Consider the following 12595-nt stretch of genomic DNA (forward strand, 5'->3'; position numbering starts at 1 on the left):
GTTCTCGGCGGTCGATACATATGGCGGCGAGGGAATTCAGCCCCCGTGCCGCGGCGCGGGGGAGAGTTCCCACCGGCGGCATTCAACCCCCGAGAACGCTGCCGGAGCGGAGGTTCGGCGACGGATTCCAGCCGCACCGGACCTCCGCTGAATCGCTGCTTCACGGGGCTGAATCGACGCTTCACGGGGCCGTGCCGCACCTCACGGGGCCGTGCCGCACCTCACGGGCCCGCGCCGCACCTCACGGAGCCGCGCAGCGCCTTATACGCGCGGGAAGCGCGACTGCAGATCCCACACCACGGGGTTGTCGCCGAGCCCCTCGTGCATGTCGATGAGGTCGGCGGTCAGATCGTGCAGGAAGTCGCGGGCCTCGCGGCGCAGCGCCGCGTGGTTGAAGGTCAGCGGCGCTTCCTCCAGCGGCACCCAGTCCGCGGTGATGTCCACCCATCCGAAGCGGCGCTCGAAGAGCATCCGGTCCGTCGACTCGGTGAAGTCCAGCTCGGCGTGGACCACGGTGGCCGAGCGGCTGCCGCGCGGATCCCGGTCGAGCCGTTCCACGATGTCGCACAGCGCCCAGGCGAAGTCGAGCACCGGCACCCATCCCCAGGCTGTGGACAATTCGCGGTCCGTGTCCGTATCGGCGATGTACACGTCCCCGCAGAACAGGTCGTGCCGCAGGGCGCGCACATCCGCGGTCCGGTAGTCCGTCTGCGGGGGATCCGGGAAGCGGCGCGAAAGGGAGTAGCCCAGGTCGATCACGCGGTCGATGGTGTCATGGAGCGCGGGACCGCCCGGGAGAGGGCGGTCCCGCGCACACCGCTCAGTGCCCCCGCGCGATCCACGCGTCGAGGTGCGGGGCCTCGTCCGCGATGACCGTGGAGTCGCCGTGGCCGGTGCGGACCAGCGTTTCGGCGGGCAGGGTCAGCAGCCGCTCCCGGATCGACTCGATGATCGTCGGGAAGGACGAGTAGGAGCGCCCGGTCGCGCCCGGGCCGCCCTGGAAGAGGGTGTCCCCGGAGAAGACCGTGGTCAGCGCCGGGGCGTGCAGACAGACCGCACCGGGGGAGTGGCCGGGGGTGTGCAGCACCCGCAGCTCGGTCCCCGCGACGGTGAGGACGTCGCCGTCGGCCAGCGGCTTGTCCGGGGCGCGGTCCGGGTGGCGCATCCGCCACAGCACCTCGTCCTCCGGGTGCAGCAGGATCGGCGCGCCGGTGCGCTCGGCGAGGGCCGGGGCCGCGTCGATGTGGTCGTCGTGGCCGTGGGTGCAGATGATGCCGAGCAGCCGGCGGTCGCCGATGGCGTGCGCGATGGCGTCGGCGTCATGTGCGGCGTCGATCACGTACACCTCGTGGTCGTCGCCGATCAGCCACACGTTGTTGTCCACCTCCCAGGTGCCGCCGTCCAGCGAGAAGGTGCCGGAGGTGACGAGGTGGTCGACGCGTACGGGCGGAGGGGTCATCAGAACATCACCACCGAGCGGAGCACCTCTCCGCGGTGCATCTTGGCGAACGCCTCCTCGATGTCCTCCAGCCCGATCGTCTCGCTGACGAACGTGTCGAGGTCGAGGCGGCCCTGCTGGTAGAGGTCGATCAGCATGGGGAAGTCGCGGGACGGCAGACAGTCCCCGTACCAGGAGGACTTGAGCGCCCCGCCGCGTCCGAAGACGTCCAGGAGCGGCAGCTCCAGCTTCATCTCGGGGGTGGGGACGCCGACCAGGACGACCGTGCCGGCCAGATCGCGGGCGTAGAACGCCTGCCGGTACGTCTCGGGGCGGCCCACCGCCTCGATGACGACGTCGGCGCCGTTGCCGTCGGTCAGCTCCCGGACGGCCTCGACGACGTCCACACTGCCCGCGTGGAGGGTGTGGGTGGCGCCCAGCGAACGGGCCCAATCCAGCTTCCGCTCGTCCAGGTCCACCGCGATGATCTTCGCGGCCCCGGCCAGCCGTGCCCCGGCGACCGAGGCGGCGCCGACACCGCCGCAGCCGATCACGGCGACCGAGTCACCGCGCTGGACGTTGCCGGTGTTGAGCGCGGCGCCGATGCCGGCCATCACGCCGCAGCCGAGCAGCCCGGCCGCGGCGGGCGAGGCCGAGGGGTCGACCTTGGTGCACTGCCCGGCGGCCACCAGGGTCTTCTCGGCGAACGCGCCGATGCCGAGCGCCGGGGTCAGCGCGGTGCCGTCGGTCAGCGTCATGGGCTGCTTCGCGTTGTGGGTGTTGAAGCAGTACCAGGGGCGGCCGCGGCGGCAGGCCCGGCACTCGTGGCAGACGGCCCGCCAGTTGAGGATCACGAAGTCGCCGGGGGCCACCTCCGTGACGCCCTCGCCCACGGACTCCACGGTGCCCGCCGCCTCATGGCCGAGCAGGAAGGGGAACTCATCGTTGATCCCGCCCTCCCGGTAGTGCAGATCGGTGTGGCAGACGCCGCACGCCTGGACCCGCACCACCGCTTCGCCGGGGCCGGCGTCCGGCACCACGATCGTCTCGATCCTGACCTTCTCGCCCTTGCCGGGGGCTACCACGCCGCGTACCTGTTGAGTCATGACAGCAGCGTAAGTGCCGACCAGCGGCTACGACAGGGATGACGGGGCACGCCCGGAACGGGCCGCACCGGTGTTCCCCGGTGCGGCCCGTCACCGCTTGGGCGGACCGCTTACTTCACGTTGATCGCGGTCCAGGCGGCGGCGACCGCCTTGTACTCGGTGGAGTTGGCCCCGTAGAGGTCGGACGCGGCACTGAGGGTGCCGGTGCGGGCGCCCGCGTACTTGGTCGTCGAGGTCCAGTACGTGGTCAGGGCCCGGTACCAGATCTTGATGGCCTTGTCCCGGCCGATCCCGGTGACGGTCGAGCCGTCGTAGGTCGGGCTGTTGTAGCTCACGCCGTTGATGACCTTCGCGCCGCTGCCCTCGGACAGCAGGTAGAAGAAGTGGTTGGCGGGACCGGAGGAGTAGTGGACGTCGATGTTGCCGAGCGTCGAGGACCAGTAGTCCTTGGACGCCCCGTCCTTGCTGGGCTTGTCCTGGTAGCGCAGCGGGGTGCCGTTCCCATTGATGTTGATCTTCTCGCCGATGAGGTAGTCACCGACGTCCGCGGAGTTGCCGGCGTAGAACTCCACCGCGGTGGCCATGATGTCGGAGGTGGCCTCGTTGAGACCGCCGGGCTCACCGGCGTAGTTGAGGTTGGCGGTGGCCGCCGTCACGCCGTGGCTCATCTCATGGCCGGCCACGTCCATCGAGGTCAGCGCGTTGGCGTTGCCCGAGCCGTCGCCGTAGGTCATGCAGAAGCAGGAGTCCTGCCAGAAGGCGTTCACGTAGTTGTTGCCGTAGTGGACGCGGGAGTACGAGCCCACGCCGTTGTTCTTGATGCCGTTGCGGCCCAGGAACTCCTTGTAGAAGTCCCAGGTCTCGGCCGCGCCGTAGTGCGCGTCGACGCCGGCGGTCTGGCGCCCGCCGCCCCATACGTCGTCCGCGTCGGTGAACAGGGTGCCGGTTCCCGAGCTGCCCTGGTTCAGGTCATAGGTCTTGTGGTTGCCCCGGGCGGAGTCCGTGAGGCTGTAGGTGGAGCCGCTCTTGGTGGTGCCCAGGGGCACCGTGCCGCTGTACTTGCTGGTGCCGGTGCCGGTCTCGACACCCTCCCACTGGGACAGCTTCGCGCCCGTGGTGGCATCGGTGACGACGTGCAGCTCGCTCGGGGTGCCGTCGGCCTGCGTCCCGGTGACGACGGTCTCCCAGGCCAGGACGGGCTTGCCGGTGGCCGCCCAGACCACCTTCCGCGGCGACTTGGCCTTCTCGCCGGTGGTCGCCTTCGGCGCGGCCTTCAGGGCGGTGCCGGAGGCGGCCTGCGGGGCCACGGCGGCGTCGGTGGTCTTGACGGCTATCCGCGCGCCGGTGGCCTTGTTGACGGAGCGCGCGCCGCCGGCCTTCTCGTGGACGACCAGGTCGCCACCGAGGACCGGCAGCCCCGCGTAGGTGCGCTCGTAGCGGGTGTGAACGGTTCCGTCCGCGTCCTTGATGACGTCGCGGACGAGGAGCTTCTCCTTGGCCCCGAGTCCGAGGGACTCGGCCTGCGCGGAGGCGTCGGCCTGGGCCGCCTTGATCGCGGTGGCGCGCTCACCGGCGGTCAGCGGAAGCGCCGTGGCGCCCGCCTCGCGGGAGCGCTCCGGCTGGGCGCTGGCCTGGCCGGACTGCACACCGATGACGACCATGGCGGCGGAGGCGACGAGCGCCGCCACGCGGACGGTCTTCTTACGGGGGGAGGAAGCGATGGGTCTCACTCGGTCTCCTTGCCTTGGGGCCGCCGGGTCGCGGCCCTGTGTAGGGGGTACGGACGGCTATGGGTGGGCCGTCCGGTCGAGCAGGAGTGGTGCGAGTGGTGCACATTGCGGTGCGAGAGGGCCCTACCGCGGAGTCAGAGGACGCGCAGCGGGCCGACCAGAGATTGTCATCGAACGATCGATTCGGGTAGGCGCGTAACAAGAATTTGACTCGACGTTGTTCAAGTGGGGGCGAATTCGGTCAGCGAGGCATGAGACAACAACAGTTGTTTGATGCCGACTTATGGCGCTACGTCATGCCCCTGTTGGATCGGCGCCCCCGGCCGCTCCGGGGGCGGGTACCGGCCGATCGCCCAGGTGGCGAGCCCGGCGGGCCGCTCGGTGGCCCCGGAGGGCGGCGTCGCCGCGTACGCGACGAGAAGACGATCTGTGTGCCGAACGGCGCGCAGCCGCGCCTTCCGCGGCGGGATTCCGCCGTCCTGGTGGGCCCGTTCGGGGCGAGCTGCCTCCTGCCGGCGGCGAGCAGCGGCCCCGGCGCGGCGGGCACCCGGGCCGGCGTCGCCGGCGGCCCCTACCCGCACCGTCCCGCCACTCGACGGTGGCCTCCGCCAACACGACAGGCCCTAGCGGCGGCGGGGACGGGCGCGACCCCGCTTCGGGGAGGTGCGCGGCCCGGCGTCCGGGAGGCGTGCGGCCCCGGCTCAGAACTCCAACACGGCGCGGTAGCGGGCGCGTCCGCGGCGGACATGGTCGAGCGCCTCGTCGATGCCCGCCACCGGGAAGGTCTCGACGGCCGGGCGAATGCCGTGCCGCGCCGCGAAGTCCAGCATCTGCCGGTTCTCCGCCGGTGACCCCACGAGGCCGCCGACCAGGCGCTTCTCGCCCAGCAGCAGGCTCAGCGGGTGGAAGGTGAACGGCCCGTGGGGAACGCCGACCACGCACAGCGTCCCCTGCGGGCGCAGCGCCGCGAGATACGCGTCCCACGGCAGATCGGCCGAGACGGTCGAGAGGATGAAGTCGAACGAGCCCGAGACCCGCTCGAGCCCCTCCTCCGCGGCGACGAACTCATGGGCGCCGAACCGGCGGCTGTCCTCCGCCTTCGCCGCCGTCGAGGAGATGGCGGTCACATGGCAGCCCCATTTGGTGAGGAACTGGATCGCGAGGTGGCCCAGGCCGCCCACCCCCACCACGGCGACCCGGTCGGTGGGCCGGACGCCGTTCCGCGTGATCGCCGAGAACACGGTGATCCCGGCACACAGGAGCGGCGCCGCGTGCTCGGAGGCGAGGGAGTCGGGGATCGGCTGGGCATAGCGCCAGTCGCTCGCCCGCACCCGGGTGGCGAACCCGCCGCGGTGGCCGCGCAGCACCGTGTCGTCCTTGTCCGCGCACAGATACTGCCGACCGCTGAGGCACCACTCGCAGGCGAAGCACGCCCCCGCCACCGCGCCGACGCCCACCCGCCGGCCGACGGCAAGCTGCCCGCCGTCGACGGCGCTGCCCACGGCCTCGATCACGCCGACCGCCTCATGGCCCGCGACCAGCGGGAACCGGGAGTAGCCGTGTGCGTCGTCGACCATGCCGACGTCGGTCTGGCAGACGCCGCAGTGCGTCACGGCGACGTCGACCTCCAGGGGCCCCAGGGGCTCCGGCTCGTACTCGAGCCGCTGAACAGGGCCACCGGCCCGCTCCACCGCGTAGGCGCGCACGGTCATGCGTCCCCACCTCGTTTCTAACTAACTAGTTGGTTGGTTTTCGGTACGCTACGCGGCCGTGCCCGCGTAGCGCAACTAACCAGTTGGTAATCTGAGCCCCGTGTCTCCCCGGAAAAGCGATGCCACCCGCCGCCGCCTGCTCGACGCGGCCACCGCCGACTTCGCCGCCCATGGCATCGCGGGCGCCCGGGTCGACCGCATCGCCGCCGCCGCGGGCATCAACAAGGCGCAGCTCTACGCCTACTTCGGGGACAAGCTCGGCCTCTTCCGCGCCGTCTTCCGCCTCCACGCCGATGTCGTCGTCGACTCCGTGCCGTTCACGGCCGACGACCTCCCCCAGTACGCCGTGCGGCTCTACGACACCGCCATGGAACGGCCGGAGCTGATCCGCCTGGCCACCTGGGCGAGGCTCGAAGGAGTGGCCACCGACAACCTGGTGACCGAGTCATCGGCCACCGTCGCCACCAAACTCCAGGCGATCGCCGATGCCCAGCGCGAGGGCCGGGTCACCGACTCGATGGACCCTCAGGACGTCCTCGCGCTGGTGCTCGCCATGGCCCTGACCTGGTCCGCCTCCGGCCTCTCCGCCACAGCCGCCCCGGACGACCCGCCCGCGGCCCACGACCGCCGCAAGCAGGCCCTCTCCCGGGCGGTCTCGGGCGCCTTCGGCACGCGGGGCTGATCGTCCTCCGAAAGGGTGACTACGGGCCGGACCGCCCGGGACCGCTCGCCTACGCTGGAAGCATCGCTCCGTACGAAGGAGGTCCACCGTGGTACTGACGGCCCCCGAGCGCGAGGCGCGCGCGGACAGTGGCGAGAGCACCGCTTCATCGGTCGAGGAAGCCTTCGTGGCGTTGAGCGCGGCAGCCCCCGAGGGATGGCGCGTGGAACTGATCGAAGGAGAAATCCACGTGGTGCCTCCCGCTAACGGTGAGCACGAAGAGATTGTGTCCGAGGTCGCGGACCAGGTGACCAGCCGTCGTACGAACAAGGAATTGCGGACACGTACCGGGCTTGGGCTCCTCGTTCCTGGAGCTTCGGCCACCGGCAAGGTGGTCCCGGATATCGTCATCGCGCCCAAGGGGAGCTTTGACGACTCCTTGGAGTATCACGACCCCGGCGCGGTGATGCTCGTCGGAGAGGTCACCTCGCATGCGACCGCCGATAACGACCGGGGGCCCAAGCTGCGGGGCTACGCGGCGGCGGGCATTCCGTTCTACCTGCTGATCGACCGGGAGCGGAAGCAGGCCGTGCTGCACTCCCTGCCCGCCGGGAAGAGGTACACCCGCAAGGTCGAGGTCGACATCTCCCAGCCGCTGTCGCTGCCGGAACCGCTCGGGTTCGACCTGGACACCAGCGAGTTCTGACCCCGTTCTCCTTTGAGCGCCTCAGAAGCGTCTCCATAGGTGCCTTATGGGCGCCGATATGGCGAGGGCCGCCCCTGGTATGGGGCGGCCCTCAGTGTTGTCGCGCCGGTGAAACCTCAGACGTTGACGCCGAAGTCCTGGGCGATGCCCACCAGACCGGCGGCGTAGCCCTGGCCCACGGCACGGAACTTCCACTCCGCGCCGTTGCGGTACAACTCGCCGAAGACCATGGCGGTCTCGGTCGCGGCGTCCTCGCTCAGGTCGTAGCGGGCGATCTCGGTGCCGCCGGCCTGGTTGACGATGCGGATGAACGCGTTCCGCACCTGGCCGAAGTTCTGGCTGCGGGACTCGGCGTCGTAGATCGAGACCGGGAAGACGATCTTCTCCACGTCGGCCGGCAGACCGGCCAGGTTGACGTTGATCTGCTCGTCGTCGCCCTCGCCCTGGCCGGTGACGTTGTCACCGGTGTGGACGATGGTCTGGTCCGGCGTGGACTTGTTGTTGAAGAACACGAAGTGCTGGTCGGAGTAGACCTTGCCGTTCGCGTTCACGGCGATGGCACTCGCGTCGAGGTCGAAGTCGGTGCCCGTGGTGGTGCGGACGTCCCAGCCGAGGCCGACCGTGACGGCGGTCAGGCCCGGTGCCTCCTTGGTGAGCGAGACGTTGCCGCCCTTGGACAGGCTTACAGCCATGGGGAGTCCCTTTCGTGGTCTCGATGATTCGAGGCGACGGGCGAAGCCGTCGTCACCCTCCACAACGCCACGAACGGCCCGACAGGTTCCAGCTCCCTTTACTTTCTTTGCCAAACCCTGATGCGGCGGTGTGACGAGATAACCGGATGACGCCGCCGGGGTCGGCAGGCGACCATGGACACATGCCCGCGCCCTATGTCATCCGAGGTTCTGTCTCCTTGCCGGAGGCCGAGCTGGTGTGGCGTTTTTCGCGGTCCTCCGGGCCCGGAGGACAGCACGTCAACACCAGCGACAGCCGGGTCGAGCTGCGCTTCGACCTCGCCCGCACCGAGGCGCTGCCGCCGGTATGGAAGGAGCGCGCGCTGGAGCGGCTGGCCGGCCGGCTGGTGGACGGGGTGGTGAGCGTACGGGCCTCCGAGCACCGTTCGCAGTGGCGCAACCGCGAGACGGCCGCCGTAAGGCTCGCATCGCTGCTCGCGGAGGCGACCGCGCCACCGCCCAAGCCGCGCCGCCCCACCCGGATCCCCCGGGGCCTCAACGAGCGGCGGCTGCGGGAGAAGAAGCAGCGCAGTGACGTCAAGCGGGGGCGTACGGGGCGGGGCTGGACGTAGGACGTAGGACGCGGCACCGGGCCTGGGCCGACCGGACTCTTCGGCCGCCGTCCCTGCCGCCCCCGCCGCCCTCACCCCAGCGCCCGGTAGCGCCCCCTGAAGTACGTCAGCGGTCCGCCCTCCGCGGCCGGTGTCGCCGCGTCCAGCACCCGTGCCACCACCAGTGTGTGGTCCCCGGCCGTCACCCGCTGCTCGGTGCGGCACTCCAGCGTCGCCAGCGCGCCCACCGCGAGCGGGGCGTCCGTGTGCTCGCCCCGCACCACGGACATGTCCTCGAACAGCAACCTGTCGCTGATACGCCCCTTCATGGCGAATCGTCCCGCGATGTGTCGCTGACCTTCCGACAGGACCGATACCGCCCAATGCGGCTGTCGCTCCAGCAGCTCATCCATCCGCGAACCGTTGCGAACGCTCACCATCACCAGCGGCGGGTCAAGTGACACTGACATGAACGCGGTGGCCGTCATGCCGACGTCCTCGCCGCGCGGCCCCTCCTCCGGATCATGTGCGGTCACCAGCACCACGCCCGCGGTGAGCCGTGACAGCGCGGCACGGAACTCGTCCTCACTCACCCCACCAGCATGGGGGACGGCGGGCTCGGCTGGACTGGAAGGAGTCGTCGGGAACACCCTTCGACGCTAACCGCCCCCGCCCCCTCCCCGCATCGGGCCCGGGGACCACGGCGGGCTTAGGTCATCGGCCGTAGGCCGGGCGCCGGGCGGAAGGCGCCCGGGCTATTCGGGCGGCCGCCTTGCATGGCCAGGTATCTGCGTTCCGGAATTTGCGTTCACAAAAACTAGGAGCGCTCCCACCCCCTTTGTTAAAGAAGTGAATACGTTCTGTGACATGAGTCACAGCAGGCAGTAATTGTTGACCCTGTGTACCGAGTGAACAGCTCGCTGTGATTCAGTGGCCGTGGCAATCGGACGACAAGACGCCAGGAGTTTGCTGTCGAGGTCTCGGGGGAGTGCGATCGATGGAGACCGAGTCGGAGCCGTACATCCGCCTTGCGACACTGCGGCAGCTGCACCAGGTAGTCGCCGATCTGAACACCGCCCGCAGCCTCGCCGACACGCTTCAGGCCGTCGCCGACGGCGTCATCAAGGGACTCGGGTTCGAGCTGTCGGCCGTCAACCTCGTCCGCCCCGACGGAGACCTTGTCGTCGCCGCCGTCGGCGGCAGCGCCGGGGCCGAGGCGCTGATGGCCGGGCGGGTCGGCTCCCGCTGCTCCTGGGAGCGCCGGCTGTCCATGGGGGACCGCTGGGGCGATCTGCGCTTCATCCCGTACAGCGAGGGCTGGGTCCTCGACGACGACGATGTCCCGCAGTGGCACACCCCCGGCCCCGCGCCCCGCTTTCCCGACGAATGGCACCCCATGGACCGCCTGTTCGCCCCGCTCTACGCGGCGGGCGCCTCCGGCGGCGAGCTCATCGGCGTCATCTCCGTCGACAAACCGCGCAACGGCCGCCGCCCCGGCGCCTGGGGCCGCGAGGCGCTTCAGATGTACGCCTTCCACGCCGCCGTCGCGATCGGCAACGCCCGGCTGCGCGGCAATATGCAGCGCGCCCTGCTGCGCCTGGAGCGCGAGCAGCAGGCGCTGCGCGCCAGCGAGGAGTCCTTCCGGCAGGCGTTCGAGTACGCGCCCAGCGGTATGGCCATCGCCGAGATGGGCGGCGATCAGCACGGCCGGCTGCTGCGCACCAACGACGCCCTGTGCCGGCTGCTGGGCCGCCCCGCCTCCGCGATGCGCCGCTTCTCCTTCTCCGACCTCGTCCACCCCGAGGACATCGGCACCCTGCTGCGCACCTCCGCCGAGGGCGGCCGCGCCGAGCTGCGCCTGGCCCGCCGCGACGGTTCGTACGTCTGGGTCTCGCTGCGCAACTCGGTGGTGGCCGACGCCGCCGACGGCCCGCGCTTCCTGCTCACCCATGTCGAGGACATCGAGGAGCGCAAGCGCCATGAGCTGCAGCTCGCCCACCGCGCCAGCCATGACTCCCTGACCGGGCTGCCCAACAGCGCCGAGCTGCGCGCCCGGCTCGCCGCCCGGCTGTGCGCCACCCCTCCCCGGCCGGGCGGGGGCTATGACGAGGAGGCCGTCTCGCCCGACGGCGCGGGCGCCGGCGGGGTCTATGTGGACGCGGCGGGGCATCTGCACGGCTTCGACGACTTCGAGTGCTTCGGCACCCCGCCCCCCGCCGAGAGCGTCCCGTTCGACGGCCATGTGCACACCATCCCGCCGAATGAGGACTCCAACGCCGACGACGGCCACAAGGGGCTCGCGGTGCTCTTCTGCGACCTCGACGGCTTCAAGTCCATCAACGACCGCTTCGGGCACCATGCGGGCGACGCCGTGCTGATCGAGGTCGCCCGCCGGCTGACCAACGGGGTGCGCGAGGGGGACACGGTCGCCCGCCTCGGCGGTGACGAGTTCGTCGTCCTCGCCGACGGCCTCGGCCGGGCCGACGCCCAGGACCTGGCGGTGCGGCTGCGCAACGCGATCACCCCGCCGATCCGGGTCGACGGCCGGGCCGTGAGGGTGGGCGCCAGCTTCGGCATCGGCTGGGCGGGCTGCGGAATGTCGGCCGAAGAGGTGCTGCACTCCGCTGACCAGCGGATGTACATCGAGAAGCGGTCCCGCTCCAAGGAGCGCCGCCGGGCCGGGTAGCGGTGCCGGTGGATGGTTGTGAGATATGTCGGGGGGTAGGAGGGGTGCACCGACCGGCCGAATGAGGTGTGGGAGCGGTCGGTCGCGGTAGGCTGCGCCGATGCGGCCCTGCCGCCGACAGTGAACCGATCGTGAATATTGGCCATCCGGACAGCACACGCCCTGTTGAGGCCCTCTCGACCCTGATATGAGCTGTCGTGGCGCGTTCTGATCCTGCGCCGATGGCCATATGCATAGGGGAGTGACGAGGGATGACGGCCGGCAACAACGGCTCGGGCACACCGGAGAACGACGACCCGTTCGCCTACCTGTACCGCTCGGAAGGCGACCAGGGGGACCAGGGCGGTCAGTCGGGTCAGCCGGGTGCCGCCCCCCGCACCGGTGGCTACGGCTACCCGGGTCCGGCCCAGCCAGGGGTCCCGCGCACCTCCTACAACCAGGTCCGTGCGGTGGGCGAGCGCAACTACGGCCAGCAGATCCCCAACCAGCAGCCGCAGGGGTACGGCCAGCAGGGCGGCTACGGCCGGCAGAACGCCCACTACGCCGCCCCCGAGACCCTGCCCGGCGGGGCACCCCGCCAGCCCGGTGCGGACGCCCCGCGCGGCGGCCATGGGGGAGGCGGCCGCGGCCCCAACAACAGGGGGCTGCTGATCGGTGCGATCGCGGTGGTCGCGGTGGTCCTCGTGGGCATCGGCGTCGCCATGATCACCAACGGTGACGACAAGAAGGACGACCAGGCCGATCCGACGAACCAGCCCACGGCGGGCTCCAGCGTCGAGCCCGGCGAGTCCTCCGGACCCTCCAAGGCCCCGGACGAGAACCTGCCCACCGAGGACGCCGCCAAGATGCGGCTGACCGGCGGCGCGGCCCCCGCGAGCGCCATCCAGGGCGCCAAGGCCGACGGCGGCTCCTACGTCGGCGTCAACGCCCCGGGCGCGTCCGCGACCTGGAGCGTGGACGTGGCCAAGGCGAAGTCGTACCGGCTGTACGTCACGTACGGCGTGCCCGGCGAGGATCAGAGCATGTCGCTGACGATCAACGGCAAGAAGGAGGCGCGGCCGCTCAACATGAAGAACTTCGCGGGCGCGCCGAAGGGTGACTTCGAGAAGGGCTGGACGGAGACCTGGTCGATCGTCCAGCTCAGCAAGGGCACCAACACGATCACCGTGTCGTGTGAGAGCGGCGACAAGTGCAACGCCAACATCGACCAGATGTGGCTGGCCAAGGCCAAGGGCTAGGCAAGACCGAGGGCCAGGCGGGGGCGACCGCCGAGG

Annotated in this window: 12 protein-coding genes; 5 read left to right on the forward strand and 7 right to left on the reverse strand. The window is 70.6% G+C overall.

What is annotated here, in order from left to right:
* Window positions 1-261: 261 nt before the first annotated feature.
* The 5 genes from J8403_RS24085 to J8403_RS24105 form a co-directional block, all read right to left on the reverse strand.
* Complete coding sequence (locus J8403_RS24085) at window positions 262-759, reverse strand: hypothetical protein (protein WP_211124972.1); 498 nt, start codon at window positions 757-759, stop codon at window positions 262-264.
* 61 nt (window positions 760-820) lie between these two features.
* A complete protein-coding gene (locus J8403_RS24090) occupies window positions 821-1459 on the reverse strand; it encodes an MBL fold metallo-hydrolase (RefSeq protein WP_211124973.1) in 639 nt (212 codons plus the stop codon).
* Window positions 1459-2544 carry an S-(hydroxymethyl)mycothiol dehydrogenase gene (locus J8403_RS24095; protein ID WP_211124974.1) on the reverse strand — a complete coding sequence of 362 codons (1086 nt, stop codon included), beginning with the start codon at window positions 2542-2544 and terminating at the stop codon, window positions 1459-1461. The genes J8403_RS24090 and J8403_RS24095 overlap by 1 nt, the downstream gene beginning before the upstream one ends.
* Window positions 2545-2654: 110 nt before the next feature.
* Window positions 2655-4274 carry a M4 family metallopeptidase gene (locus J8403_RS24100; RefSeq protein WP_211124975.1) on the reverse strand — a complete coding sequence of 540 codons (1620 nt, stop codon included), beginning with the start codon at window positions 4272-4274 and terminating at the stop codon, window positions 2655-2657.
* Window positions 4275-4975: 701 nt separating this feature from the next.
* On the reverse strand, window positions 4976-5986 hold the full coding sequence (locus tag J8403_RS24105; RefSeq protein ID WP_211124976.1) for an NAD(P)-dependent alcohol dehydrogenase: 1011 nt from the start codon (window positions 5984-5986) through the stop codon (window positions 4976-4978).
* Window positions 5987-6086: 100 nt separating this feature from the next.
* Here J8403_RS24105 and J8403_RS24110 point away from each other — a divergent pair, with 100 nt between their 5' ends.
* Entirely contained in the window at window positions 6087-6668 is a 582-nt protein-coding gene (locus tag J8403_RS24110) for a TetR/AcrR family transcriptional regulator (protein ID WP_211124977.1), read from the forward strand.
* A gap of 88 nt (window positions 6669-6756) precedes the next feature.
* Window positions 6757-7353 (forward strand): Uma2 family endonuclease, encoded by a 597-nt coding sequence (locus J8403_RS24115; RefSeq protein WP_211124978.1) that lies wholly within the window; start codon window positions 6757-6759, stop codon window positions 7351-7353.
* 116 nt (window positions 7354-7469) lie between these two features.
* Here the strand turns inward: J8403_RS24115 and J8403_RS24120 are convergent, their stop codons facing one another.
* A complete protein-coding gene (locus tag J8403_RS24120; protein WP_059142734.1) occupies window positions 7470-8045 on the reverse strand; it encodes a TerD family protein in 576 nt (191 codons plus the stop codon).
* Between the two features lie 182 nt (window positions 8046-8227).
* Here J8403_RS24120 and arfB point away from each other — a divergent pair, with 182 nt between their 5' ends.
* Window positions 8228-8656 (forward strand): alternative ribosome rescue aminoacyl-tRNA hydrolase ArfB, encoded by a 429-nt coding sequence (gene arfB, locus J8403_RS24125; protein ID WP_137966288.1) that lies wholly within the window; start codon window positions 8228-8230, stop codon window positions 8654-8656.
* Window positions 8657-8727: 71 nt separating this feature from the next.
* On the opposite strand, the gene J8403_RS24130 is transcribed toward arfB, so the two are convergent.
* The gene (locus J8403_RS24130; RefSeq protein ID WP_425519826.1) at window positions 8728-9228 is read right to left on the reverse strand and encodes a flavin reductase family protein; all 501 of its coding nucleotides are present in this window, start codon (window positions 9226-9228) and stop codon (window positions 8728-8730) included.
* A gap of 404 nt (window positions 9229-9632) precedes the next feature.
* Here J8403_RS24130 and cdgB point away from each other — a divergent pair, with 404 nt between their 5' ends.
* Together cdgB and J8403_RS24140 are read left to right on the forward strand one after the other, a co-directional pair.
* The gene (cdgB, locus tag J8403_RS24135; RefSeq protein ID WP_211124980.1) at window positions 9633-11321 is read left to right on the forward strand and encodes a diguanylate cyclase CdgB; all 1689 of its coding nucleotides are present in this window, start codon (window positions 9633-9635) and stop codon (window positions 11319-11321) included.
* A 251-nt stretch (window positions 11322-11572) separates the two neighbouring features.
* Window positions 11573-12559: a carbohydrate-binding protein gene (locus tag J8403_RS24140; protein WP_211124981.1), complete on the forward strand. Its 987-nt coding sequence runs from the start codon at window positions 11573-11575 to the stop codon at window positions 12557-12559.
* Window positions 12560-12595 lie beyond the last annotated feature (36 nt).

The organism is Streptomyces yatensis (genome assembly GCF_018069625.1).
Lineage (GTDB): Bacteria > Actinomycetota > Actinomycetes > Streptomycetales > Streptomycetaceae > Streptomyces > Streptomyces yatensis.

Bases quoted from the DNA above. Each gene is read 5' to 3' on its own strand.
- cdgB (WP_211124980.1), top strand. From the start codon at position 9,633: ATGGAGACCGAGTCGGAGCCGTACATCCGCCTTGCGACACTGCGGCAG.
- arfB (WP_137966288.1), top strand. From the start codon at position 8,228: ATGCCCGCGCCCTATGTCATCCGAGGTTCTGTCTCCTTGCCGGAGGCC.
- J8403_RS24120 (WP_059142734.1), bottom strand. From the start codon at position 8,045: ATGGCTGTAAGCCTGTCCAAGGGCGGCAACGTCTCGCTCACCAAGGAG.
- J8403_RS24090 (WP_211124973.1), bottom strand. From the start codon at position 1,459: ATGACCCCTCCGCCCGTACGCGTCGACCACCTCGTCACCTCCGGCACC.
- J8403_RS24140 (WP_211124981.1), top strand. From the start codon at position 11,573: ATGACGGCCGGCAACAACGGCTCGGGCACACCGGAGAACGACGACCCG.
- J8403_RS24095 (WP_211124974.1), bottom strand. From the start codon at position 2,544: ATGACTCAACAGGTACGCGGCGTGGTAGCCCCCGGCAAGGGCGAGAAG.
- J8403_RS24105 (WP_211124976.1), bottom strand. From the start codon at position 5,986: ATGACCGTGCGCGCCTACGCGGTGGAGCGGGCCGGTGGCCCTGTTCAG.